General features: G+C 65.8%; 25 protein-coding genes. 7 read left to right on the top strand and 18 right to left on the bottom strand.

Annotation, left to right across the window (positions count from 1 at the left end; translation table 11 throughout):
* Positions 1–11: 11 nt before the first annotated feature.
* The 3 genes from HU735_RS11320 to HU735_RS11330 all read right to left on the bottom strand — a co-directional run bounded on the left by HU735_RS11320 (position 12) and on the right by HU735_RS11330 (position 2735).
* A complete protein-coding gene (locus HU735_RS11320) occupies positions 12–1076 on the bottom strand; it encodes a hypothetical protein (RefSeq protein WP_186713594.1) in 1065 nt (354 codons plus the stop codon).
* Between the two features lie 132 nt (positions 1077–1208).
* Positions 1209–1586 carry a RidA family protein gene (locus tag HU735_RS11325; RefSeq protein WP_186713595.1) on the bottom strand — a complete coding sequence of 126 codons (378 nt, stop codon included), beginning with the start codon at positions 1584–1586 and terminating at the stop codon, positions 1209–1211.
* 12 nt (positions 1587–1598) lie between these two features.
* Positions 1599–2735 (bottom strand): FAD-dependent oxidoreductase, encoded by a 1137-nt coding sequence (locus HU735_RS11330; RefSeq protein WP_186713596.1) that lies wholly within the window; start codon positions 2733–2735, stop codon positions 1599–1601.
* A gap of 113 nt (positions 2736–2848) precedes the next feature.
* Here HU735_RS11330 and HU735_RS11335 point away from each other — a divergent pair, with 113 nt between their 5' ends.
* Both HU735_RS11335 and HU735_RS11340 read left to right on the top strand, forming a co-directional pair.
* Positions 2849–3451 carry an XRE family transcriptional regulator gene (locus tag HU735_RS11335; RefSeq protein WP_186713597.1) on the top strand — a complete coding sequence of 201 codons (603 nt, stop codon included), beginning with the start codon at positions 2849–2851 and terminating at the stop codon, positions 3449–3451.
* 275 nt (positions 3452–3726) lie between these two features.
* A complete protein-coding gene (locus HU735_RS11340) occupies positions 3727–4512 on the top strand; it encodes a sulfite exporter TauE/SafE family protein (RefSeq protein WP_050705024.1) in 786 nt (261 codons plus the stop codon).
* 153 nt (positions 4513–4665) lie between these two features.
* Here the strand turns inward: HU735_RS11340 and HU735_RS11345 are convergent, their stop codons facing one another.
* Positions 4666–5715 carry a DUF1176 domain-containing protein gene (locus tag HU735_RS11345; RefSeq protein WP_186713598.1) on the bottom strand — a complete coding sequence of 350 codons (1050 nt, stop codon included), beginning with the start codon at positions 5713–5715 and terminating at the stop codon, positions 4666–4668.
* Between the two features lie 30 nt (positions 5716–5745).
* Positions 5746–6786, bottom strand: a complete 1041-nt coding sequence (locus tag HU735_RS11350; RefSeq protein WP_186713599.1) for a DUF1176 domain-containing protein — start codon at positions 6784–6786, stop codon at positions 5746–5748.
* Between the two features lie 150 nt (positions 6787–6936).
* Here HU735_RS11350 and HU735_RS11355 point away from each other — a divergent pair, with 150 nt between their 5' ends.
* Positions 6937–7509, top strand: a complete 573-nt coding sequence (locus HU735_RS11355; protein WP_186713600.1) for a biliverdin-producing heme oxygenase — start codon at positions 6937–6939, stop codon at positions 7507–7509.
* An 18-nt stretch (positions 7510–7527) separates the two neighbouring features.
* Here HU735_RS11355 and HU735_RS11360 read toward each other — a convergent pair whose 3' ends face one another.
* Positions 7528–7899: a hypothetical protein gene (locus tag HU735_RS11360; protein ID WP_186713601.1), complete on the bottom strand. Its 372-nt coding sequence runs from the start codon at positions 7897–7899 to the stop codon at positions 7528–7530.
* 199 nt (positions 7900–8098) lie between these two features.
* On the opposite strand from HU735_RS11360, the gene HU735_RS11365 reads away from it, so the two are divergent.
* Both HU735_RS11365 and HU735_RS11370 read left to right on the top strand, forming a co-directional pair.
* Positions 8099–8419 carry a helix-turn-helix domain-containing protein gene (locus HU735_RS11365; RefSeq protein ID WP_186713602.1) on the top strand — a complete coding sequence of 107 codons (321 nt, stop codon included), beginning with the start codon at positions 8099–8101 and terminating at the stop codon, positions 8417–8419.
* A 35-nt stretch (positions 8420–8454) separates the two neighbouring features.
* A complete protein-coding gene (locus HU735_RS11370; RefSeq protein WP_186713603.1) occupies positions 8455–8904 on the top strand; it encodes a GNAT family N-acetyltransferase in 450 nt (149 codons plus the stop codon).
* Between the two features lie 48 nt (positions 8905–8952).
* Here HU735_RS11370 and HU735_RS11375 read toward each other — a convergent pair whose 3' ends face one another.
* Positions 8953–9240, bottom strand: a complete 288-nt coding sequence (locus HU735_RS11375) for a hypothetical protein (RefSeq protein ID WP_036986696.1) — start codon at positions 9238–9240, stop codon at positions 8953–8955.
* Between the two features lie 621 nt (positions 9241–9861).
* On the opposite strand from HU735_RS11375, the gene HU735_RS11380 reads away from it, so the two are divergent.
* Positions 9862–11802: a methyl-accepting chemotaxis protein gene (locus tag HU735_RS11380; protein WP_186713604.1), complete on the top strand. Its 1941-nt coding sequence runs from the start codon at positions 9862–9864 to the stop codon at positions 11800–11802.
* Positions 11803–12007: 205 nt separating this feature from the next.
* Positions 12008–13174 carry an MFS transporter gene (locus tag HU735_RS11385; RefSeq protein WP_186713605.1) on the top strand — a complete coding sequence of 389 codons (1167 nt, stop codon included), beginning with the start codon at positions 12008–12010 and terminating at the stop codon, positions 13172–13174.
* A gap of 254 nt (positions 13175–13428) precedes the next feature.
* On the opposite strand, the gene HU735_RS11390 is transcribed toward HU735_RS11385, so the two are convergent.
* The 11 genes from HU735_RS11390 to HU735_RS11440 form a co-directional block, all read right to left on the bottom strand.
* Complete coding sequence (locus tag HU735_RS11390; protein ID WP_186713606.1) at positions 13429–13617, bottom strand: YhfG family protein; 189 nt, start codon at positions 13615–13617, stop codon at positions 13429–13431.
* A 73-nt stretch (positions 13618–13690) separates the two neighbouring features.
* Complete coding sequence (locus HU735_RS11395) at positions 13691–15508, bottom strand: ABC transporter ATP-binding protein/permease (RefSeq protein ID WP_186713607.1); 1818 nt, start codon at positions 15506–15508, stop codon at positions 13691–13693.
* A 144-nt stretch (positions 15509–15652) separates the two neighbouring features.
* Positions 15653–15868: a formate dehydrogenase subunit delta gene (locus tag HU735_RS11400; RefSeq protein ID WP_186713608.1), complete on the bottom strand. Its 216-nt coding sequence runs from the start codon at positions 15866–15868 to the stop codon at positions 15653–15655.
* Positions 15865–18741 carry a formate dehydrogenase subunit alpha gene (gene fdhF, locus HU735_RS11405; RefSeq protein WP_186713609.1) on the bottom strand — a complete coding sequence of 959 codons (2877 nt, stop codon included), beginning with the start codon at positions 18739–18741 and terminating at the stop codon, positions 15865–15867. Before fdhF ends, HU735_RS11400 begins: the two co-directional genes overlap by 4 nt.
* Positions 18738–20282, bottom strand: a complete 1545-nt coding sequence (locus tag HU735_RS11410) for a formate dehydrogenase beta subunit (protein WP_186713610.1) — start codon at positions 20280–20282, stop codon at positions 18738–18740. Before HU735_RS11410 ends, fdhF begins: the two co-directional genes overlap by 4 nt.
* Positions 20276–20761 carry a formate dehydrogenase subunit gamma gene (locus HU735_RS11415; RefSeq protein WP_186713611.1) on the bottom strand — a complete coding sequence of 162 codons (486 nt, stop codon included), beginning with the start codon at positions 20759–20761 and terminating at the stop codon, positions 20276–20278. Before HU735_RS11415 ends, HU735_RS11410 begins: the two co-directional genes overlap by 7 nt.
* Before the next feature lie 374 nt (positions 20762–21135).
* Positions 21136–22293 (bottom strand): glutathionylspermidine synthase family protein, encoded by a 1158-nt coding sequence (locus HU735_RS11420; RefSeq protein WP_186713612.1) that lies wholly within the window; start codon positions 22291–22293, stop codon positions 21136–21138.
* Between the two features lie 2 nt (positions 22294–22295).
* Complete coding sequence (locus tag HU735_RS11425) at positions 22296–23051, bottom strand: DUF1190 domain-containing protein (protein WP_186713613.1); 756 nt, start codon at positions 23049–23051, stop codon at positions 22296–22298.
* Positions 23052–23076: 25 nt separating this feature from the next.
* On the bottom strand, positions 23077–23502 hold the full coding sequence (locus HU735_RS11430; protein ID WP_028692698.1) for a DUF350 domain-containing protein: 426 nt from the start codon (positions 23500–23502) through the stop codon (positions 23077–23079).
* 12 nt (positions 23503–23514) lie between these two features.
* On the bottom strand, positions 23515–24171 hold the full coding sequence (locus HU735_RS11435) for a DUF2491 family protein (RefSeq protein WP_186713614.1): 657 nt from the start codon (positions 24169–24171) through the stop codon (positions 23515–23517).
* Positions 24172–24426: 255 nt separating this feature from the next.
* Positions 24427–25128: a PspA/IM30 family protein gene (locus tag HU735_RS11440; RefSeq protein WP_028692700.1), complete on the bottom strand. Its 702-nt coding sequence runs from the start codon at positions 25126–25128 to the stop codon at positions 24427–24429.
* Positions 25129–25141: the final 13 nt, after the last annotated feature.

Here is a 25141-nt window from a genome sequence, read left to right on the forward strand (position 1 = left end):
GCGGGCTTGCCTCAGGCCACCGCCACCTTAGCCCCCCTACCCCGCCGCAACCACCCCACCAGCACCGCCGCCATCAGCACGAATCCCAGGTAGCCGAACAGCGGATACACCTGCCCGACCAGGCTGATGAACCCCACCAGGCTGCAGACGAACCCTACCCCACCGGCCGCCACCGCTCCCCAGCGGAACTTCACCGTGCCCGCCGGCAACAGCCGCGACAGGAACGAGAACAGCGTCCCCACCGCCGTGTTGACGATCATCCCGAAGATGATCAGGCACATCACCAGCCCCAGCAGCGGCGACACCTCGCCGGCGATCGACAGCATCGGCATCGGCAGCACGGCCACGCTGTCCAGGCGCGACAGCAGCCCCGCGCTCATCACCAGCATCAACCCGCCAAGCACCGCGCCACCCAGCAGGCCGCCGACCACGGCGACCCACCCGTTGCGCGCCGAGCCGCCGAGGATCGCCAGGATCGGCGCCCCTGCAACGATGTTGTAGGAGACATACAGGAACGCCCCGAGCAACCAGTGATGGGTGCCCGCCTCCTGCTGGCTGGCCACCTGGTCGAGCGCCGCGAAACTCAGGCTGCGGGTGCACACCGCATACAACGCGATGGCCGAGGCTACCAGGATCAGCAACGGAGTGATCGCGCCGATGGCCACCATCACCTTCTGCACATCCAGGCAGACGATGGCCACCACCAGCACGGTGACCAGCACACTGCCGGCCAGCGCCGGAATGCCGAACTGCTGTTCGAGCAGCGCGCCGCCACCGGCGAGCATCACCACGGTCACACCGAACATGAAGAAGGTGATCAGCCAGTCGACCAGCACGCCCAGGTGGCGACCGCAGATGGCCTGGATCACCTCCTTGTGCGAGGTGGCCTTCAGGCGATTGCCCAGCCCCGCCAGGGCCATGCCGAGGAACGTGAACAACGCGGCGCTGACCAACGCGCCGACCAGGCCCCAGACGCCGAAATCGACGAAGAACAACAGCAGTTCCCGCCCGGACGCAAAGCCCGCCCCCACGATCACGCCGACGAATGCGCCGGCGATCTTCAGCTGCTCTTGCATGTGCACCTCTGGTTCTTATTGTTGTATCTCTTTGAGGGCCCTATCGCCGGCAAGCCGGCTCCCACAGGGCATCGCATAACCTTGTGGGAGCCGGCTTGCCGGCGATGGGCCGCAGCGCGGCCCCGACTTCGATCAATCCTGACCGACGTAGGCCTGCACCTCGATCTCCACATCCACCCCCAGCGCCAGTGCCGAGGCCACCGTCGAACGCACCGGCAGCGCCGCGCCGAAGAACTCCTTGTAGACCTCGTTGAAACCGGCGAAATGGCTCATGTCCGACAACCACACGGTGCATTTCACCACCTGGTCGAAGCGCGCACCGCACACCGCCAGGCTCTCGGCGATACGCTCACAGGCCGCTCGGGTCTGTGCCTGGATATCGCCACGCACCACCTCGCCGCCCGGGCTCATCGGCACCTGCCCGGACAGGAACAGGAAGCCCCCGGCCTTCACCGCACGGGAGAAGGGAAACGGCAGGCTGCTGGGGAAACGCTGGATTTCATTGCTCATGGGATGCTCCGTTCAGGGTTGAATGAAACGTGCCGGGGACAGCCGTGCTGGCTCGACCCCCTGGCTGACAAGGCTGGCGCACAGCGGCAGGCCCAGTAACAGGTCGGCCGCCAAGCGCGAAGCCCCGGCGGCGGACTGGATACCATAGCCGCCCTGGGCGGCCAGCCAGAAGAACGCGGGGGAAACCGGGTCGAAGCCGATCACCAGGTCGCCATCGGCGACGAACGAACGCAGCCCCGCCCAGCTGTGGCTGGGCCGGCGGATCTCGAGGGTGGTCATCGCCTCGATGTTGTAGATCCCCAGCGCCAGGTCCAGCTCTTCGGGCGCGGCGTCCTGGGGTTCGACCGGGTCGGCGTTGGCGGGCGAGCCCAGCAACTGGCCAGCATCGGGCTTGAAGTAGAAGCTCTCGTCGACGCCAATCACCGCCGGCCAGCGGGCGAAGTCGTGCTGCGCCGGGCCGGGGAAGGTGAACGCGCTGCGCCGGCACGGCTGCAGACCGACCTTGCCGACCCCGCACTGCTCGGCCACCCGATCGGCCCAGGCGCCGGCGGCATTGACCAGCACCCGCGCCCGCAGGCGACTGCCGTCGGCCAGCTCGACATGCCACAGGTCATCCAGATAGTACGCCTGCACCAGCTCGGCATTGCAGCGCAGCTCGCCACCGGCCTGGCGCAGGCCGCGCAGGAAGCCCTGGTGCAGGGCGTGCACATCGAGGTCCATCGCCCCGGTCTCGTGCACGGCGCCGGCCAGCAGCTCGCCGCGCAGGCTCGGCACCAGCTCGAGCGCCGCCGCGCTGTCGAGCAGGCTGACGGCGGTGCCATTGGCCAGGTTCTGGGCGTAGGTGCTTTCCAGCAGGTCGTGCTGCTCATGGCTGGCGACATACAGGCAGCCACGGGGTTCGAGCAGCGGGTGTTCGCAGAAGCCTGCCGGCGGCTGCTCGTAGAACGTCCGGCTGGCGCGGGTCAGGGCCTGGATCTGCGGGGTGCCGTAGGCCTCCATGAACATCGCCGCCGAGCGCCCGGTCGAGTGATAGCCCGGCTGCGCCTCACGCTCGAGCAGCAGCACCTGGCGCTGGCCGGCCAGGCGGTAACCCAAGGAGGCGCCGGCGATGCCGGCACCGATGATCAGAATGTCGTGGACCTGTCCCATGCACGCTCCTGCGGCGCCAATTATCATTTGTGAGAATTCTAATATATGAGAATTTAGGATTGCGCAAGGCGCCAAGGTAAGATGCCCGACCAAAGCACAGCCCGAGAGCCCCGATGCCCGACGTCCCCTCCACCCGCCCCCCGCTCGACCGCAGTGAAGTCGGCGCGCGTCTGCGCCAGGTGCGCAAGGCCCGGCAGATGACGCTCAAGCAGCTGTCGGCGCTCAGCGGCGTGCCGCTGTCCACGCTGTCGAAAATGGAGTTGGCGCAGGTCTCGGTGAGTTACGAAAAACTGGCCGCCGCCGCCCGCGCCCTGAACCTGGATATCGCTCAATTGTTCCGCGCCAGCGGCCCGGTGGGCGAACCGCAGCCGGCCACCGTGGTGGTCGATTCGTTGGCGACGGTGGCGGGCTATTCCACCGGCACCTACGACTACTACCCGATAGCCGGTGCCTTCCCCGAGCGGCGCATGACCCCGGCCTATGCCCGCATCATCGCCCGTGAACGTGGCCAGTTCGACGATTTTATCCGCCACCCCGGCCAGGAGTTCGCCATGGTCATCAGCGGGCGCGTGCGCATCGAGTTCGAGACCGGCGAGGCGGTCAGCATCGGCCTGCGGGAGACGGCGTATTTCGACAGCCAGGTGGGGCATATCTACCTGTCGGAAAGCGAGGATGGTGGCGATGCGCAGGTGATGGTGGTGATGACTGATCGGTGAAGCGCCTGGAGGCTACTCATCCCCCGGTAGGAGCGGCCTTGCCGAGGCGTCGGACCGGCCGGAAAGGGGCGCGAAGCGGCCCCAGGATTTCAGCGGTTAAGCAACAATCGCCGGGGCCGCTTTGCGGCCCTTTCGCGACACAAGGCCGCTCCTACACAAGGCCAGTGGACTCCCGCAACAGTTATAACCTAATAACGAACAAGTCTATTTGGCTATAAAAAAATCTATATGCTGGCATGCATCCGATCACGGGCAAGCTGGGCGTCGAGTAGCGTATGGATGTAGGTTCTTTCGGTTTCACCATTGCGGGCCTGGTTGTGGGCTTCATCGTCGGCATGACCGGCGTCGGCGGCGGTTCGCTGATGACCCCGATCCTGCTGTGGTTCGGCATCAACCCGGCCACCGCCGTGGGCACCGACCTGCTCTACGCCGCCATCACCAAGGCCAGTGGCGTCTGGGTGCATGGCCGCAACAAGAACATCGACTGGAAGATCACCGGTTGGCTGAGCCTGGGTAGCGTCCCGGCCGCCGCGCTGACCCTGTGGTTCCTCAGCACCCTGCATGCCGACACCTCCGCGCTCAACGCCATCATCAAGCAAGGCCTGGCGGTGGTGCTCATCCTCACCGCCCTGGCAATCCTGTTCAAATCGCGCCTGCAGGCCTTCGCCAGCAAGCATGCCGGCGATCACTACCACCTCAGCGACCGCACCCTGAACATCCTCACCGTGATCACTGGCGTGGTGCTGGGCGTGATGGTCACCCTCACCTCCATCGGCGCTGGTGCGCTGGGCACGGTGGCGCTGTTCCTGCTGTACCCGTTCCTGGTCACCCGCCGCCTGGTCGGCACCGAGATCGCCCACGCCGTGCCACTGACCCTGGTGGCGGGCTTGGGTCATGCCGGCATGGGCAACATGGACTGGTCGCTGTTGGGCTACCTGCTGCTGGGCTCGTTGCCAGGGATCTACCTGGGCAGCCACCTGACCGGGCGCATCTCCGACCGCGTGCTGCGGCCTTGCCTGGCGACCATGCTGTTGCTGATCGGTTACAAGCTGGCGTTCTGAACCGCGCTTCAGGCCATGCACACGCCCTCTGTAGGAGCGGCCTTGTGTCGCGAAAGGGCCGCATAGCGGCCCCGGCAATATCAACTTGATGCGCAGATCTGGGGGCGCTTCGCACCCCTTTCGCGACACAAGGCCGCTCCTACAGGGGACGTGTCAACCAAGGCGCCATAGCACCGGCCAGAACTCCGGTTTCACGTACCCACAGCGATCCAGCCGGGCCACGCGCTCCAGGCGCATGTGCTCACCGTCATAGCGCCATTGCTGGACCAGCCCGCAACCGCGCTCCAACAGGCTTTTATCAGTGACCTGTAATTGGCCACTTTGCGGATCGAACGCAACATGACCACTGAGTTGCGGCGCCAATAGCGGCGACGGGGTCTCGAACGCCATCTCGTGGATCTGGTAAGGCGCAGTGCGGGACACCCGATACAGGTAATTGGCGCAGAACTCGCCACTGCACCCGACATTGAGAATGACCAGGGCGCTGTCAGCGTCAAGCGGGTACACCTCATAGTGGCTGGAGCTGAGGCCTGGCACATCACCCTCGACCTTCGCCTGGCGTTTCACCGCCCTGCCGATCTCATGGGCCTGCTCGTCGTTCATGCCCGGCGCGACGACGAACCGTGGCAACGCCGCCACGGCAGGAGCTTCAGGCACCTCGGCAGCCGGGGCGTCACCCACCCGCACCAGCGCATCGACATGCCCTACCCGCCCCTGAACCGCATCGATGGCCAACAACGCGCCACTGATCCCCTGCAACGACGCCACAAGCTCGCCATCCTCGGTCAACGAACTCAGGCGATTGCCATTGCGTATCTGACGGATCAGCGCCAGAGCCGCATCGCCTTCGAGCTGCAGGTCGAAATCGTACTCACCTTGGATCCGCCGCCATTGAGCCGGCAGTTCCTGGCCATCGAGCAGCACCTGGTCGGCAAACGCCGGCCCAACACGCAGCGTCAGCTCGAGCTTGCCCTGCGGCCCCGCCTCGCGCCGGACGATGGTCTTCAGGCCGCTCATCAGCTCGTCGTCGATCGCCAGCAACGCGGTACAGGCGCGGGTGTTGTCACAGCCGACCGCCCAGTCCTTGACCTGCCGGTACAGCGGTACCGCTTCGAGTGCTGTCTGGGCGCTTTCGGCCTGCGCGGCCAGTGGCGCCACGAGCACCAGCAGCAGTGCCGCACGGTAGTGTTTCATCCATTGCATGGTGTTGCCCCTGACGTCCCTTTCACGTTTTCAGCCTTCGCTGCGCCATAGTACCGGCCAACTGTTAGTGCCCACTTCGGCGCATCGGTCCATCCGCGCCAACCTGACCAGGCGCATGCGCATGCCGTCGTAGCGCCAGCTTTCCTCGACCCCGCAACTGCCGGGATAGTCGTCCTTGGCATAACTGTAGAGTTCGCCCTTTTTGGGGTAGAACTCGATGGCGTCGCGCATTCGGCTGATCAGCACCGGGCTGGACGGTGCCTCGAACTCCAGCGGCCCAAGGGCGTAAGGCGCCTTACGCGACACCTTGTACAACGCGTAGAGGCAATGGAAGTCGTTGCAGTTGTAGCTGAGCAACGCCAGGGCGTGCTGGTCGTCCAGGGCGTGCAGCTCAAGCTTGGGAGCGACATCGTATTCGTTCTTCAACTGGTCTTCGGCGGCCGCCTTGGCCATCACTACCGGATTGATGCCCGCCAGCTCCTGCTCGCTAAGCGGCGTGGCTACCACAAACGCCGGTACCTGGGGCTTGGCCGGGATGGGCAACTGGGCGTCCGCGACGCTGTCGCCGGGGCGCACCAACGCACTGTAGTGACCGACCCGGCCCTGCACCGCATCCATCAGCAGCAAGGCGGCGCTCAGGCCTTGCAGCGAACTCACGCGCTCCCCTGGCCGGGTGTCGTCCACCAGGCGCTGGCCGTTGCGCAATTGCCGCAACACGGCGTAGGCATCGGCACCTTCCAGTTCCAGGGTGGTCTCGACACCACGGGTCATGCGCCAGGGGGCGACCAGCAGCTGGCCGTCGAGCAGAGGCTCGCCCGACCAGTCGGTGCTACCCACCAGGGTCAAATGCAGGTTGCCCCAGGCGCCCGCCTCGCGCTGCACCAGCATGCCCACCCGCATCTTCTCCGGATGATCGGCCAGCACCGCAGTGCAGAAACGCGTGTTGTCGCAGCCCACCACCCAGTCCTTGATCTCCCGGTACACCGGTACCGGCTCTGGCTCCGCCGCGCCGACCAGGCCCGGTAGCAACGCCAGCCCCAGGGCCAGCCAGTTCCTTGTTGTTGCGCGCATCGTGCTGCATTCCTGTAATAGCCGTGAAAGCCCCACTCCAGAGGCGGCGCAATGATTCCACAGATCAAATGCCAGGTGCGGAAAATCGACAGTGGTGGTTGCGCCATGGGATCTGGCAGTATCGGATGCGTCCTGTTCAGAGCCTGCGCCATGTCCGTTACCGTCAGCCCGCTGTTGCTTGCCTTGCGCGAGGGTACCCGCGCCTGCCACGAAGGGCTGGAGGCGCGCCTGCCGTTCTTCAGTGAAGGTTTCGACCGGGTGGCGTATGCGCGTCTACTTGCGGCTTACCATGGCTTCCATGCACCGCTGGACACCTTGCTGGCCGAGTACCAGGGCACCGAACGCAACAAGACACCCGCCTTGTCTCGCGACCTGGGCGCCCTGGCCATCGATGTCGAAGCGCTGCCCTTGTGCCATGCCCTCCCTCGCATCGACGATGAAGCCAGTGCACTCGGTGTGATGTATGTACTGGAAGGCTCCACCCTGGGCGGCCAGGTACTCAAGCGAGCCATGGCTGAACGCCTGGGCATCGACGCCGACAACGGCGGTGCGTTTCTCGACGTCTACGGCCCGCAGACCGGAGCGCGCTGGCGCAGCTTCCTCGATCGACTGGCTGGCGCCGATCCGGAGCCTGCCTCCCAGGCCCGGACGGTAAAGGCAGCGGTCGAGACCTTCACCTGCTTCGAACGATGGCTCGAGGAACGACGCGTGCTGGTCTGCTGATCCCCCGCGCTGGGGCCCTCACCTGCGGCACCTGTTCAACAGCGATGTCACCGTGGGCGTCATGCTGATCGCCGCCCCGCACAAACTACCGCATAGCAGCGCGAAGCCCAGCGCCCGCAACGGGTGCAGGGTATTGAAGAACGCCAGCACCAAAAGCACCAGCAACAACGCCAGCGCGTAGCGGATTGACGCTCTTGGAATGGCCACCATCAGCAGGTTGAAGAGCACGAAGGCGTAGAACACCATCATCGTCGCCAAGCCGGCGCTGACGCCTCGCGCCATGGGCGGGCCGACATGCTGCCGGTACAGATCGAAGCCCAGGCTCAAGAGGAAGGGAAACGCCACACAGGCCAGTGCGTGCAGCAGGAAACGGGAAAGCAGCGGCAACATTCGTCCTTGATCCTGGAGCCGGCCATGCTTTGCGCAGGGCCGTGAGTGAGGAAAGCGGATGCTAATGGCCTGAATGGATGCCAGCAAGCCGCAGCATTGACTGGCAACCCCTCGTGACAAAGACTTGCTTTTCCGGCTAAGCGCCACACAGCAGAATCCCTACGTCATGAATTGCTCCAGATGATGAAGGAACTGAGCCATGCCCCTGACTGAAAAAGAACTGATGCAGCGCGATGCCAAGCGCAATATCGCAGAAGAGCTGCTTCAGTCCATTCGCGATGTCAAAGCCGGACGATTTGGCGCTGTACACCAGGTCGAGGTGACCGAAGCCGCAGAGGCCCGTAGCAAGACCGGCTTGTCCCAGCTGAAGTTCGCCGAGATGCTCGGCGTATCCGTACGTACGTTGCAAGAGTGGGAACAAGGCCGGCGCACGCCTTCGGGAGCTGCACGTACGCTACTGCATATCGCCTCTGTACGGCCGGATGTGTTTCATGAAATCCTGCAGGATCGCCCCACATAGCAAGGGCGCTGGACAGCCTGATAGCGAGCCCCGACATGAACGTCATTGCCTGTGATCTGCACCACCTGGACGCCGCCGCGGACCTCTTCAACCAGTACCGGATGTTCTACCAGGAGGCGGATGACCTCCCCGCTTCCCGCACGTTCCTCAAGGCCAACCTCGAAACCGGCAACTCGCGTATCTACCTGCTGCTGGACGCCGACGGCCAGGCCATCGCCTTTGCCCAGCTGTACCCGGCGACCTGCTCGCTGGCGATGAAGCGCTTCTACTGGCTGTATGACCTGTTCGTTGCCCCGCACGCCCGCAGGGGCGGTCATGCCCGCTACCTGATGCAGCAACTGACCGATATTTTCCAGGCCGAGGGCGCGCAGCGGTTGAGCCTGGACACCGCCCGGACCAACCTTGCCGCCCAGGCGTTGTACGAATCGCTGGGGTATGTGGCCGAGCAGGACTTCGTGACCTATCACAAGATGCTCGATCACTGACGGGCAGGTGCAGGGTCGGGCCGCACAGGCGGCCCTCGCTGCCATCGACTAACCCCGCTCTATTCCATCCAGCACAGCCGACGCCAAGGCCAGCCCTTTCTCCAGGGAGTTCTCCGTCGCCACCAGCAGACTGCGCAGTGGTTCGCTGGCTTTCTCCAGGGCCATGGCATTGGTTTCGTAGGCCGCCTGCAAGGCCGCTACCGCGCACACCAGCGCATCCTCGCCATCAATACCGGCATGCACCGAGAACATCGGTGGATGGGCGTCGTGGCAGGTGCCGAAATGGGCGTGGGCCGTGGTGGGGCGGGAGGTTCGAGGGGTCGTATCGAGGGTCATGGGCGAACCTCCCGGGGCAAGATGCGGGGTGGGTCGGGCACGATTTTCAGCATGGTTCAGCACTCCTGTACCGTCATGGGAAAACTGCCTGAATCCGCTTGCACTCGAATAGGTGGCAGCTATACGCAGGTGTGCAAGACCGAGGGTACAGGAACTCGGCAGGCCCAAGGGCCTCCCACGCATAGCCGCCATTGGAGGGCCCGAACCGCAGACTGCCGGCAAGGCCCAAAAGCGCTTTCGCGTTGTACCTGTACGGGCTTGCACACCCGGTCGTTGAATCAGCAACGACAGGCCGAGACTAAGGAATGCGACTGGCCAGAACAACAGCTGAAAGGCCGGAAAAGCATGCTTGGGAAACGTCCTACGTGAAATAGGGAAAGTCTTAGTAATCCGCTTGAAACAACCGTCCTGGCCTCATCGCGGGGCAAGCCCGCTCCCACGCATCTCCTCCAATTTGCCCTGCTACTTGCCCTGAAAGTCAGGACAATTTCTTATTTCCCTGTACACGAAACATCTACTAAAGGTTTATATTCCGCCCGCCGAAACAGAAAAGGTAGCAAGTGGCCACCACTTAATCGAAGCGGCCATGTGCACCCTTCACTCTCACGGATGGGCGTCACCATGAAAATAAAAAACAAACTGATCCTGGCCTTCGTACTGGTGGCCTTCATCCCGGTGGCCCTGGTCGGCGGGATCTCGGTGCTGAACATCCGCAGCGAGGCGGTCGACCAGTTCCTCGACGGCAGCACCCGGGAAATCCGCCAGATCGACGGCAACATGCGCCAGTTTTTCGATGGCACCTTGCAGAACGTCGATCAAATGGCGAAGGATCCTGTATACACCTCGGTTACCTCACTCAAGGACTACACCGGCGCCGACGCCGCCAACCAGCCGATGCCCGAGGCCGCGCAGCGGGTGATCGACGCCTTCGCCCGCTACGGCACCACCCACCCGGCGGCAGCGATCCTGTCCATCGGCCTCGAGGACGGCAGCTACGCCAAATGGCCGGACGACCCGCAGCTGGCCAAGTACGACCCGCGCACCCGCCCCTGGTACAAGGCCGCCATGGCCAGCCCGGACAAGACCGTGCGCACCGCCGCCTATTACTACGACAAGGATGACGTGGCCCTGGTCGGTACCGCCCGGGCGCTGCTCGACGAGGCCGGCAAGGCCAAGGGCGTGTTCGTGGTCAGCGTGTCGCTGAAGAACCTCACCGAGCTGGTCAAGAGCATCAAGCTGGGCGACAGCGGCTACGTGATGCTGATCGAGGACGGCACCGTGCTGGTCGACCCGCGCAACGCCTCCCACGGCTTCAAGCAGCTCAAGGACCTCGGCGCGCCCTACGCGCAACTGGCCGCCACTTCCCAGGGTTCCACCGAGGTGGTGATCGACGGCGTGCGCTACATGGCCAACGTGTGGACCTCTCCGGGCCTGGGCTGGCGCTTCGTCGGCCTGATCGAGTACGACGAGGTGATGGCCGCGGCCACACGCATGACCTATGTCACTGCGTTGATCGTGGTGGTGCTGGCCCTGGTCTTCGCCCTGGTGGCCGCGGCGTTCTCGCGGGTGATCGTCAAGCCGATCGGTCAGGTCAGCATCGGCCTGCAGTCGATCGCCGAGGGTGAAGGCGACCTGCGCCGCGACCTGCAGGTCCAGGGCAAGGATGAAACCGCCGAACTGGCCGGCTGGTTCAACAAGTTCCTCGCCGCCATCCGCCAGCTGATCCAGCGCATTGGCGCGGCCTCGACCAACCTGCATGAAGCCTCGCGCAGCAACAGCGAGATGGCCGGCAACATGAACGAGGCCGCCGGGCGCCAGCGCGAGGCGGTGGAGCTGGTGTCCACCGCGTTCAACGAGATGGTCGCCACCGCCAACGAAGTGGCGCGCTCGTGCAGCAGCGCCGCCGACGCCGCCGAGCACGGCCACCGCCGGGTGGCCGAGGGCAAACAGCAGATCGAGGCGACCACCGACAACGTCAATCGCCTGGGCCGGCGCCTGAGCGAGTCGTCCCAGGCCATGGTCGAGCTGGAGGAAGGCAGCCGCAGCATCAACCAGATCCTCGGCACCATCCGCGCCATCGCCGAGCAGACCAACCTGCTGGCACTGAACGCCGCCATCGAGGCGGCCCGGGCCGGCGATCAGGGCCGTGGTTTTGCCGTGGTGGCGGACGAGGTGCGGGCGCTGGCCAAGCGCACCGCCGACTCCACCGGCGAGATCGACCAGTTGCTCAACACCCTCGGCGGCAAGACCCAAGAGGTCTCGCAGAAGATGGAAAGCTGCCTGGACCTGTCGCGGGCCAGCGTGTCGTCGATCGAAAGCGCACGAGACAGTTTCGAAGGCATCCAGCTCTCGGTGAACGAGATCCGCGACCAGAACCTGCAGATCTCTGCCGCCGCCGAGGAGCAGCACAGCGTGGCCGAGGAAATCAACCGGCATATCCAGCAGATCTACGACGAGGCGCGGCTGGTGGAGGGGCTGGCCAGCTCCGCCCAGGCCGACTCCGGCAGGCTGGCGCAGCTGTCAGACGAGTTGAACGGGTTGGTGGGACGCTTCAAGTCGTGACCCTTGGCTTCACGCGGGCCCTGTAGGAGCGGCCTTGCCGAGGCGTCGGACCGGCCGGAAAAGGCTGCGTAGCAGCCCCGGCGATTGATGCGTCAAAGCTGAAACTGCGGGGCCGCTACGCGCCCCTTTCGCGGCACAAGGCCGCTCCTACAGGGGTTGCGCATGGCTCGGCTACAGTGAACTCGACGCCATCCTCGAGAGCACCATGCCCAACCATCACCCCATCCCCCGCAGCGTCTGGGCCCTGGGCTTCGTCTCGCTGCTGATGGACATCTCCTCCGAGATGATCCACGCCCTGCTCCCCCTGTACATGGTCACCGTCCTCGGCACCTCGGTGCTGGCCGTGGGCCTGATCGAAGGCATCGCCGAGGCCACGGCGGCGATCACCAAGGTGTTCTCCGGCGCCCTCAGCGACCGTCTGGGCAAACGCAAGCTGCTGACGGTGATCGGCTACAGCCTGGCCGCCGTGACCAAGCCGATCTTCCCGCTTGCCCCCGGGCTGGAATGGCTGACCGCAGCTCGTTTCGTCGACCGCGTCGGCAAGGGCATCCGCGGCGCGCCACGGGACGCGCTGATCGCCGATATCACCCCCGCCGAACTACGCGGAGCGGCATTCGGCCTGCGCCAGGCGCTGGATACGGTCGGGGCGTTTCTCGGGCCATTGCTGGCGACCCTGTTGATGTGGCTGACCGCCAGCCACTTCCAGACGGTGTTCTGGGTGGCGGTGATTCCGGCGTTCATGGCGCTCTATGTGCTGGTTGTCTTCGTCCGCGAGCCCGAAAAACCGGCTGCGCTCGGCACAGTGGCTACACCTCTGGCACTTCGCGAACTGGCCCGGCTGGGCAACAGTTACTGGCGCCTGCTCATCCTGGCCACGCTGTTCACCCTGGCGCGCTTCAGCGAAGCGTTTCTGCTGCTGCGCGGCCAGGCGCTTGGCCTTGCCCCCTTGTGGGCGCCAGCGGTGCTGGTGCTGATGTCGCTGGCGTATTCACTGTCGGCCTATCCTGCCGGGGCACTTTCCGACAAGGTCGGGCGACGGGGTGTGTTGATGTTCGGGCTGGCCCTGCTGGTGCTGGCCGATCTGCTGCTGGCCTGGTTGCCGGGCCTGCCCGGCCTGGCCCTGGGTGTGATCTTGTGGGGACTGCACATGGGCTTTACCCAAGGCGTGTTCAGCGCCTTGATCGCCGACAGCGCCCCCGAGGACCTGCGCGGGACCGCATTCGGCCTGTTCAACCTGGTGACGGGGGTGGCGTTGCTGGTGGCCAGTGTGCTGGCCGGAGGGCTGTGGGACTGGGTGGGGTATCAGGCGACGTTTATGGTGGGGGGCGTGTTTGCGCTGATCACACTGACTGGGCTGTGGCTTACCCGGTGAAGGGGCATGCAAGAGCAACCTTGTCGCGTGCGCTAAAGCTGTCGCAGGACAATCATGGAACTGCACATTGCTCATTGACTTAGCAGGGGCCTGTAGGAGCGGCTTTAGCCGCGAACACCGGCGAAGCCGGTGCCCGCCACCGCGTCGCTTGCTTCGCGGCTAAAGCCGCTCCCACAGGATGCGCACAGGTCGCGCAATCATAGTTTTCTGCGCGACAGCGCAGCCCAAAAGGCTGGATGATCTCTTGCAAAGGTTTACGCCAGCGCGCTGAAATCAGACTGCAGCTTGCGGTATTTACGCAGCAGTTCCTCGCGGGTGGGAAGCTCACGCTCAGCCGCGTCCGGTGACACGGTGAAGCCCTCTAGCCGCAGGCTGGCTACATAGTTAGAACGACGTGTCTTGGCACAGTAAGCCTTCTTGGTTTCCAGGCTGATCCCTTTCACCTTTACACACCTTGATGGGTGAACACTTCGCGATTATAGCGGATCGAGAGAAGCACCGTGCTACGTATAGACGCTAGGCAGGCACTTCCGTCGCAGGCTGCTGCTCCAGCAACGACCATCCCCCCTGCCCATCCACCTCCAGCCGATGAGAATGGAACCCCGCCAGGGTGCTGCGGTGCCCGACACTGACCAGCAGCGTCGCCGGCAGCTCCGCGCGCAGCAGCGAATACAGCGCATGCTCCAGCCCTTCGTCCATCGCCGAGGTGGACTCGTCGAGGAACACCACCTGCGGCCGGTTGAACAACACCCGGGAAAACGCCAGGCGCTGCTGTTCGCCCAGCGAGAGGATCCGCGACCAGTCGCGCTGTTCGTCCAGCCGTTCGGCCAGATGGGCGAGGTTGACCTGGCACAGGGCCTGCTGCATGCGCGCATCGTCCCCGGGCACGCCCTGTGCCGGGTAGGCGATGGCGGTACGCAGGTCGCCCAGCGGCAAGTACGGACGCTGCGAGAGGAACAGTGCCTGCGTCCCCAGCGGCCGCCTGACCTCGCCCTCGGCATAAGGCCACAGGCCCGCCAGGGCACGCAGCAAGGTGGTCTTGCCGCTGCCCGATGGCCCTTTGATCAGCAGCGCCTGACCGCTGTGCAAATTCAGGTCGAGATCGGCGATCAGCGCGTGGCCGTCGGGACGGCGCACCTGCAAGCCCTGGATCCCCAATGCGTGCTCCTGATCCACGCTGACTACGCGCGGCAACTCACTGGCCTGCTGGTTGGCGTCGAGAAAACCGGTCAGACGATCCAAAGTGGCGCGGTACTGGGCAAAGGTGTCGTAGGACTCACGGAAGAACGACAGCGAATCCTGCACCTGGCCGAACGCCTGGGCGGTCTGCATCACGTCGCCGAGCTTGATCGCGCCGCTGAAGAAACGCGGCGCCTGGAGGATGAACGGGAATACCACCGCCACCTGGCTGACACCCAGGTTGAAGCCGCTGAACTTGAGGTTCCGGAACACCAGCGCCCAGGCGTTGCCGATCAGCGCGAAGAAGCGCCCGAGCAAGGTGCCCCGCTCCACCTGCGCGCCCTGGTAGAAGGCGATGTTCTCGGCGTTCTCACGCAGGCGCATCAAGGCGTAACGGAAGTTGGCGGTGAGTTTCTCGTTGAGGAAGTTCAGTCGGATCAACGGCTGGCCGAGGCGGAAGGCAATCCAGGTGGCGATCAGCACATAGACATACACGGCGAATACCATCGCCCGGGGGACTTCGATGCCGGCCACCGCCAGCGGCGCGGAGAGCCCCCAGAGAATACCGGTGAAGGCCACCATCGACACCAGCGCGCTCACCGCACCCAGCGCCAGCGACACGGAGCCGGTGACGAAGGCGTTCACATCCAGTTCGATACGCTGGTCGGGGTTGTCCACCGGCTCGGTGAGGAACTGCCCGCGGTAGTAGGCATCGCCGTGCATCCAGTCGGCGGTCAGGCGCTCGGTGAGCCACACCCGCCAACGGATGTTGAACGCCTGGGTGACGTAGAAGGCGAACAGCGAGCGCAATACATGAATGGTCGCCAGCACCGCGAACACCCCGAGCAGGTACCAGAACGCGGTCTGGTCCAGTGCCTGCAAGGCGCTATAGAAGCCGTTGTACCAGAACGAGAACAGCACGTTCAGGCGCACCGCGAACAGCGTCAGGACCAGCAGCAGGGCGAAGGCCAGCAAGGGCCGCAAACTGCGACGCAAGCTGAAATAGGGTCCGGCCAGTTGCCAGAACTGAGCCCCCCAGCGGGTGTAGCGCACCGCCAGCAAGGCGGTAATGGTGAAGCAGACAAGGGTGACCAACGAGGCGATTGCCAGCCAGCTCAGGCTCTCTTGCAGGGCCTGGTGCCAGTTCATGTCCATGGTGCGAGTCCGTAGAGGCTATTTTTGCGAGCGTAGCACCGGACCCGCATCAACCCTGCAAACATGACGGACATTTCATCTTGAATCTGTTCCGGCCCATCGCGGGGCAAGTCGCATCGGCGCACCGCGATGGGCCGGAACAGGCTAAATCACCGCCTGGCCCAATGCCTCCCTGACCTTCTGATCCAATCCCTCTCCTGCGTGGGCCTCGGTCCACTCCTGCAACTGCCTACGCATGCCCGGCGTCCAGAAGCTCTGCAGATGTTGCCTCACCCCCTGCACCGCCTTGGCGTGATCCGGCTCGCTGTCGAAGTAATGGGCGATCTGGTTGGCCATCTTCACCAGGTTGTCACTGCTCATCGGCGCACCTCCGCCGCTTCGGCCTGGCGCCGTTCCTTGAGCAACCTGCGCTGCTCGTCACTGAAGCGCTGGTAGCGTTTCTGCCACTCCGACGGCTGGAACACCTTCGCCACCTCCACCGCAGTGACCTTGTATTCCGGGCAGTTGGTAGCCCAGTCGGAGTTGTCGGTGGTGATCACGTTGGCGCCGGATTCGGGGAAGTGGAAGGTGGTGTACACCACCCCCGGCGCCACCCGGCCGCTGACCCTGGCGCGTAGCACGCTCTGCCCGGAGCGGCTGCCGATGCCCACCCAGTCGCCGTCGCTGATTCCCCGACTCTCGGCATCGCTGGGGTGGATCTCCAGGCGGTCCTCGTCGTGCCAGGCGACGTTGTCGGTGCGCCGGGTCTGCGCGCCGACGTTGTACTGGCTGAGGATGCGCCCGGTGGTCAGCAGCAGCGGGTAGCGGCTGTTGACCTTCTCGTCGGTGGGCACATAGCCGGTGAGCATGAAGCGCCCCTTGCCGCGCACGAACTGGTCAATGTGCATGGTCGGCGTGCCGTCCGGCGCGGCGTCGTTGCACGGCCATTGCAGGCTGCCGTGACGGTCGAGCTCGACGTAGCTGACCCGGCGGAAGGTCGGGGTCAGGCGAGCGATCTCGTCCATGATCTCGGAGGGATGGCGGTAGTGCATGGGGTAACCCAACGCACCGGCCAGGGCCACGGTGGCCTCCCAGTCGGCCTTGCCGGCCAGCGGCTCCATCACCTTGCGCACCCGCGAGATGCGCCGCTCGGCATTGGTGAAGGTACCGTCCTTCTCCAGGAACGAGCTGCCCGGCAGGAACACATGGGCGAACTTGGCGGTCTCGTTGAGGAAGATGTCCTGCACCACCACGCACTCCATCGCCAGCAGCGCGGCGGTGACGTGCTGGGTGTTGGGGTCGCTCTGGGCAATGTCCTCGCCCTGGCAGTACAGCGCCTTGAAGCTGCCGTCCAGCGCGGCCTCGAACATGTTGGGGATACGCAGGCCCGGATCGGGCTGCAAGGTCACGCCCCAGGCCTGTTCGAACTCGGCGCGCACGCTTTCGTTGGAGATATGCCGGTAGCCGGGCAGCTCGTGGGGGAACGAGCCCATGTCGCACGAGCCCTGCACGTTGTTCTGCCCCCGCAGCGGGTTGACCCCCACCCCTTCGCGGCCGATGTTGCCGGTGGCCATGGCCAGGTTGGCGATGCCCATCACCGCGGTGCTGCCCTGACTGTGCTCGGTCACGCCCAGGCCGTAGTAGGTCGCCGCGTTGCCGCCGGTGGCGTACAGCCGGGCGGCGGCGCGGATCTGCTCGGCGGGTACGCCGCACACCGGGCCGAGCACTTCGGGGGCGTTGTCGGGCTGGGCGACGAAATCGCGCCAGCGGGCGAAGTCCTCGGGCTCGCAGCGGGCATCGACGAAACGCTGGGCCAGCAGGCCCTCGGTGACGATCACATGGGCCAGGGCGTTGAGCATGGCCACGTTGGTGCCCGGTCGCAGCTGCAGGTGCAGCTCGGCGCGGGCGTGGGGCGAATCGACCAGGTCGATGCGCCGTGGGTCGATGACGATCAACCGGGCACCCTGGCGCAGGCGGCGCTTGAGCTGCGAGCCGAACACCGGGTGCGCGTCGGTGGGATTGGCGCCGATCACCAGTATCACGTCGGCCTGCATCACCGAGTCGAAGCTCTGGGTACCGGCGGACTCGCCCAGGGTCTGCTTGAGGCCGTAGCCGGTCGGCGAATGGCAGACCCGCGCGCAGGTGTCGACGTTGTTGTTGCCGAAGGCCGTGCGCACCAGCTTCTGCACCAGGTACGCCTCTTCGTTGGTACAGCGGCTGGAGGTGATGCCGCCGATGGAATCGCGCCCGTACTTGAGCTGGATCCGTCGGAACTCGCTGGCGGCATAGGTGACCGCCTCGTCCCAGCTGACCTCCTGCCACGGGTCTTCCAGGCGCTTGCGGATCATCGGTTTGCTGATGCGGTCCGGGTGCGTCGCGTAGCCCCAGGCAAAACGCCCCTTGACGCAGGCATGGCCATGGTTGGCGCCGCCGTTCTTGTCCGGGACCATGCGCACCAGCTGCTCGCCCTTCATCTCGGCACGGAACGAGCAGCCCACGCCACAGTAGGCGCAGGTGGTGATCACCGCCCGCTCGGGCTGGCCCAGCTGGACCAGGCTTTTCTCGCTCAGGGTGGCGGTCGGGCAGGCCTGCACGCAGGCGCCGCAGGACACGCATTCGGAACTGAGGAAATCATCGCCACCGGCCGCCGCCACCCGTGAATCGAAGCCACGCCCGGTGATGGTCAGGGCGAAGGTGCCCTGGATCTCCTCGCAGGCCCGCACGCAGCGGTTGCAGACAATGCACTTGCTCGGCTCGTAGTCGAAGTACGGGTTGGACACGTCCTTCTGTTCGCTCAGGTGATTGGCACCGTCATAGCCGTAGCGGACCTCGCGCAGGCCAACCTGTCCGGCGACGGTCTGCAGCTCGCAGTTGCCGTTGGCCGAGCAGGTTAGGCAGTCCAGCGGATGGTCGGAGATGTACAGCTCCATCACGTTGCGCCGCAGGTCGGCCAGGCGCGGCGTCTGAGTGCGCACCACCGTGCCCTCGCTGACCGGCGTGGTGCACGAGGCCGGGTAGCCGCGCATGCCGTCGATCTCGACCATGCACAGGCGGCACGAGCCGAAGGCCTCGAGGCTGTCGGTGGCGCACAGTTTGGGAATGCTGGTGCCGAGCATGGCGGCGGCGCGCATCACCGAGGTGCCGCCGGGCACGCTGATCGAACGGCCATCGATGACCAGGCTGACCTGCACCTCGCTGACCCGTTCCGGGGTGCCCAGGTCGATGTCGTTGCGGGGATCGAAGTAGTTGATCATTGCGCGGCCTCCAGGCCGAAATCGGCGGGGAAGTGCTTGAGGGCGCTGACCACGGGGTACGGGGTCATCCCGCCCATGGCGCACAGCGAGCCGTACTGCATCGTGTCGCACAGGTCACGCAGCAGGCCGGCCTGGCTGGCGCGGTAGGCCGGGTCGGTACTGGCGATCAAGCGGTCGACCACCTCCACGCCACGGGTCGAGCCGATCCGGCAGGGCGTGCACTTGCCACAGGATTCCTCGGCGCAGAACTGCAGGGCGAAGCGGGCCATGCCCGCCATGTTCAGGGTGTCGTCGGCCAGCACCACGCCACCGTGGCCGACCATCGCGCCCAGGGCGGCGAAGGCCTCATAGTCCAGCGGGGTGTCGAACTGCGCGGGCGGCACCCAGGCGCCCAGCGGGCCGCCGACCTGCGCCGCCTTGATCGGCCGGCCACTGGCGGTGCCGCCGCCGTAACCTTCCACCAGTTCGCGCAGGGTCAGGCCGAAGGCGCGCTCCACCAAGCCGCCATGGCGGACATTGCCAGCCAGCTGGAACGGCAAGGTACCCGTGGAGCGGCCCATGCCGAAATCGCGGTAGAACGCCGCGCCCCTGGCCAGGATGATCGGCACCGAGGCCAGGGTGAGCACGTTGTGCACCAGCGTCGGCTGGCCGAACAGGCCTTCGAGCGCCGGCAGCGGCGGCTTGGCCCGGACGATGCCGCGCTTGCCCTCGAGGGATTCGAGCAGCGCGGTTTCCTCGCCGCAGATGTACGCGCCCGCCCCCACCCGCACCTGCAGGTCGAAGGCCACGCCGTTGCCGGCGACATCCAGGTACCCGGCCTCGCGGGCCAGCAGGATGGCCTCGTTCAGCGCACGCACGGCATCCGGGTATTCCGAGCGCACATAGATGTAGCCCTTGCTCGCCCCCACGGCGAGGCCGGCGATGATCATGCCCTCGATCAGCAGGAACGGATCGCCCTCCATCAGCATGCGGTCGGCGAAGGTGCCGGAGTCGCCTTCGTCGGCGTTGCACACCACGTACTTCTGCCCGACCGGCGCCTGGCGCACGGTGCGCCACTTGATGCCCGCCGGAAACGCCGCGCCGCCCCTGCCCCGCAGCCCGGAATCGAGTACCGCGGCGACCACTTCGTCGCCGTCCAGCAGCGTGGCCTGGCGCAGGCCTTCGAAGCCGCCGTTGGCGTGATAGTCGTCCAGCGACAGCGGCCGGGTGATGCCGGCGCGGGCGAACAGCAGGCGTTGCTGCGTCTTCAGGTAGGGAATCGCTTCCACCGGCCCCAGCGCCAGGGCATGGCTGCCGGGGTCGCCCGCCAGGGCGTCGAGCAGGCCTGGCACATCCTCGGGGGTGACCGGCCCGAAGCCCAGGCGGCCCTGGGCGGTGTCCAGCTCCACCAGCGGCTCCAGCCAGTACAGGCCACGGGAGCTGGTGCGTTTGATATGCAGCGGCAGGCGCCGCTGCGCGGCCTCGCGGGTCAACGCCTCGGCCACCTGATCGGCACCGACGGCGCAGGCCAGCGAATCGCAGGGGATACATAGGTTCAGCATGCCTTCACCTCCTCGCGGCAAGCGGCCACCAACGCCTGCAGGCGTTCGGGGGTGACGCGGGCGTAGAGCCGACCATCGAGCTCCAGGGCCGGCGAGCAGGCGCAGGCGCCCAGGCAATACACCGGGCGCAGGTCGAGCGCGCCATCCTCGGTGCGGCCGTGATCCTCCAGCCCGAGCTGCTCGCGCAACTGCGCGGCCAGCGCCTCGGCGCCACGGCTCTGGCAGGACTCGGCGCGGCACAGGCGCAAGGTATGACGGGCCGCTGGCGTGGTACGAAAGTCGTGGTAGAAGCTGATCACCCCGCGCACCTCGGCCTGGCTGAGGTTGAGGGCATGGGCGATCTCGGCGACGGCGCTGTCGGGAATGTAGCCGACACCGGCCTGGATGGCGTGGAGGATCGGCAGCAGGGCGCCGGGGGTGTCCTGTTCACGGGCCAGGACGCGTTGGATCAGGGGCAGGTGGTTCAAGTCATCAGGCATACAGCAGACCTCGGCATCCCGGGGCAGCCCGTTGGCGGGCGGCGGTCCGGCGGTGTTCAGCTGCGGTGCGGGCCAGGTCACGGTGGCGGCAGGCCGGGCACCCTCCTTGTCCGTGGCCGGGCGTCTTGCTGCGCTCGGTCCACGGGCATCCTCAGAGCATGGCAGTTATTGCGCGAGGGGGTTGTGCGCGGGCGACCCGGCGCGTCCTGAAACCGACCATTGGAGGATGAGGAATGGCTTGTGTAGGAGCGGCCTTGTGCCGCGAAAGGGGCGCGGAGCGGCCCCAGGATTTCAGCGTTGATGCAGAGATCGCCGGGGCCGCGTTGCGGCCCTTTCGCGGCACAAGGCCGCTCCTACAAGGACAGCGCAGGCGGTCAGTCCAGCACTACATGGGGCAGGAAGCGCGAGCTGTCCTTGGTGATCAGCGTGTCGTCTTCCCGAATGCCGATCCCCGAGGCCAGGTCGCCGATCACCCAGGAGCCGATCAGTGTGTAGCTGTCGCCGAACTTCGGCAACGGCGCGAAGCCCTGCAAAATGTACGGCGCATCGTCGTACGGCCCGTCCTCGAACACCCGCTGGTCGTCGGCGGTGCGGATATCCACGTTGGCGCCCTCGCGGGAGAAGTACGGCTTGCGTACCCAGCCCTTGGGCACCGGGCGCCGCGGGTCTTCGTCGAGGAACGCCGGCAGCAGGTTCGGGTGCCCTTCGTGCCATTCCCACAGCAGCGGCAGGATGCCCTTGTTGGAGATCAGCGCCTTCCACGCCGGTTCCACGAACTGGGTATCGCAGCCGGCAATGGCCTGGCCGAAATCCTCGTGGAAGATATGCTCCCAGGCATGCAGCTTGAACAGGCGCGGAATCGGCCGGCCCTCGAGGTCGACGAAGCGTCCGTTGCCATTCAGGCCGATGTCCTCCACATCGATATGCCGGGTACTGATACCCACGTGCCCGGCCATCTTGCGCAGAAAATCCGTGGTGCCACGGTCTTCGACCGAGCCGGCGATGGCCGAGAAGTAGAACGGGCTTTCACGCTCGAAGGTGCCGAAGGCTTGCACCAAGTCCTCGGCCAGGGTGTTGAACTGGCTGGCATGGGCCGGCAGCACACCGCGCTCGATCTGCTGCTCGAGCCAGATCAGCTGGAATGCCGCCGCCTCGTACAGCGAGGTCGGCGTGTCGTAGTTGGCCTCGATCAGCTTGGCCGGGCCGTGGCCGTCGTAGCTGAAATCGAAGCGCCCGTAGAGGTGCGGATGCCCCTCTTTCCACGAACGGCGCACCAGGTCGAAGAACGCCGACGGGATCGCCAGGCGGGTCATCAACGCCTCGCTGTCGACGATGCGCTCGACCGCATCCAGGCACATGGCGTGCAGTTCCTGCGTGGGCGCCTCCAGGTCACGGCTGACCTGGGCCTCCCTGAACTGGTAGTAGCCGCGCTCGTCCCAGTAGCGCTCACCGTCGATGGTGTGGAAGGAAAAACCTTCGCGTTCGGCGGTGGCGCGCCAGTCCGGGCGTTCGTCGATGCTGACCTTGCGCATGCTCAACCGCCGAAGCTGAAGCCGCCGCTGCTCTTGCCGCCCCAGCCGCTGCGCGCAGTGGCCTGGCTGCCGAAGCCGCCGCGGGAGATCGACGAGGACACACTGGAGCGGGTCGAGGTTCTGGACTTGTAGCTGCTACCGCCACTGGAGCTGCCGGAGTAGTAGCTGCTGTAGCTGCCGCCACTCTGCTGGGCCTGGTCGGAGCGCTCGAAGCGCTTGCCCTGGTCGATCTGCTGGCCGAGGGTGGTGGTGCGGTAATCGCCGCGGCTGTCGCGGTACTGGTACACCGGCTGCGAATAATACTGGCGGCTCCCGCCACTCATCATCTGACCGAGCAACAGGCCGGTGAGCAGGCCGTTGAAGTTGCTGCCGCCGCTGACGGCCTGGCCGCTGCTCTCGACCTGGGCACGGGCCGCGTCGACCTGCGACTGGCTCACTTCACCCGACACCGCCAGCTCGAAGCCACCCAGGCGCGGCATGTAGCGGCCGTCGCTGGTGACCTGGCAATAATCGGGCACGAAATCGGCCTCGCAGGCTGCCTTGTCGCCATAGGTCGGGGCGACCCGGCGGTGATCGGCCAGCGCCTCCATGTAGGCGTCGGAACACACGTCCACCGGCATCTTGTCATCGACGCAGGCCTGGACGGTGGTGTAGTTGTTGCGCTTGCTGACCGTGTAGGTCTCCTCGGGCGCGCTGCACGCGGTAAGCGCCAGCGGCAGGGAGCTGGCCAGCACCAGCTTGACGGAACTTCGTCTCATGTAGGGCTCCTTGCGCGCTAACGGCTCAGACCGACGGGGTCATGCAGGCCGAGTTGAGGAAGCCCACGCTGATCGCCACGGCGGCGGCGTAGATCGCGGCGGCCATCTCGCCCTTGGCGATCCGGCTGGCCAGGCCCTTGAGCACCAGGCTGGTGATGCCGAAGGCCAACAGTTGCACCACCGCGGCGATCACCACCCAGACCACGAAGTCGAGCAGGCTGACGCTGTAGGCGATGATGTTGCTGGCCGGCAGCGAGAAGCCGATCAGCGCGCCGCCCAGGGCGATGGCCGCGGCGCTGTTGTTGTCGCGGATCAGGGCGAACTCGCGGTGCGGGGTGAGGTGCGTGTAGATGAACTGGAACACCCAGAACAGCACCAGCGCCACGCTGATGTAGAGGATGAAGCCGATCACTGCCTGGGCGTTGAGCGACATGCGAAGAGCGTCGAGCATGGTGAATCCTTGTCAGATGACGTTGAAGTCCGTTGATTGCAGGGTGACACCCACCGAAGTGGTCAGGCTGACATTGCCTTGCTCATCCTCCTCCACCGACAGCAGGAGGAACTCGCGGCGATCGGTCAGGCCGGTCTCGCGGGCATACAGCATGGACAGGTGCTGGATGCGGTAGCTGGTCTCGGGGCTGGTGACCCGTTCGCTGATAGGCGTCAGCTCGGTCTGCCCCTCTTCGCTGCCCCACTGGCGGACGAACTCGTAGCCTTCGTGTTCGTAGTACGGCAGGCCGATGGTCGACTCAGGGCCCACCAGGCGCTTGAGTTCGGCGTCACTGTTGATCGGCAGCACACTGTAGTAGCCGAACAGGATGATATCGCGCACGTCCTCGGCGGAAGTGCCGTTCATCACCACCTGCAGCCAGTAGTCTTCGTCTTCCATGTAGAAGCGCGCCAGGCGCACCGACTGGCCAAGGTCGACCTCGCCGACGGCCCAGACCACTTCCTGCTCGGGGACCTCCAGTTCGGAGTGACCGTCGAGCAGCAGCTTGAGCGAGGGGTCGAGCTTGAGCATGCGCCCGCTGCCCAGGCCGAACGGCAGGTTGCCTGGGGCCTGGCTGCCGGCGGCAGGTTTGGGGGCTTCGAAGCCCATGAAGCGTTTCAACCAACCCACGGGGCATCTCCTGGATGAGAGGGTGACGGAACCGGAGCCAATGCAGGTGCTGAAGCGAACAGGCAGGGCCTGTGGGGAGAAGGCGACATTGAAGATCCCTTGGGTCGCGGCAGTCCTTTGGCGGGGGCGACACGATACTGCTTTTCGTGCGCTCCGCCAACGGGTCTGCAGCAGGGTTTTGCGCCAGCCGGGCCGGCCTCATCGCGGGGCAAGCCCGCTCCCACGGAGCGCGGTGAGGCCGCCCCACTCAGCGGATCACTCCGCCGGCTTCGCCGCCTTGGCCTTCAAGCGCGCCAGCACATCATCGGCGCCGCTGTTGCTAGCGCCGATCCCGGCCGCCTTCAGGCGTGCCTCCAGGTCGCTGCCATCGGCCTTGCCGGCCAGTTCCGCCGCCGCTTCCAGCTCGGCCGCGCGTTCGCTCTGGCGCTTCTTGATGCGGTCCAGCGAGCCGACCGCCGTCTCCAGGCTGCCATTGGCGCCGCCGGTGGCTGACGCCGCGCTCACTTGGGCGCGCTGCACGCTCTCGCGGGCCTTGACCAGGTCCACCTGCTGCTTGAGGCCCTTGATCTGCGCCTCGGTCTTGCTCACGGTGGCGGTCAGGGTCGCCACCGACGCGCCGAACTGGTCAGCCAGCGCCTGCTCGGAATCGCGCTGGTTGGTCAGGTCGGCGATGCGCGCCGCGCATTCGTGGGCCAGCCCTTCCTCGCCCTTGTCCAGGGCGGCGATGGCCTTCTGTTCCCAGTCACCGATGGTCTTGTCGAACTCGGTGATGCGCTGCTGCGCGGTCTTGTGCTTGGCCATGATCTTGACCAGCTGGTTGCGCGCATCGATCAGGTTGTTGTCCGCGTCGCGGATCTCCTGGTCGAGGATGCGCAGGGCCTGGGAGTCGACGATCGCCTCACCGACTTCCGAAGCGCCGCCACGCAGGGCGGTGACGATCTTTTTCAACAGGCTCATGGGGCAATCTCCG

Origin of the sequence: Pseudomonas sp. BW16M2 (assembly GCF_014268865.1) — a bacterium.
Taxonomy (GTDB): Bacteria; Pseudomonadota; Gammaproteobacteria; order Pseudomonadales; family Pseudomonadaceae; genus Aquipseudomonas; species Aquipseudomonas peradeniyensis.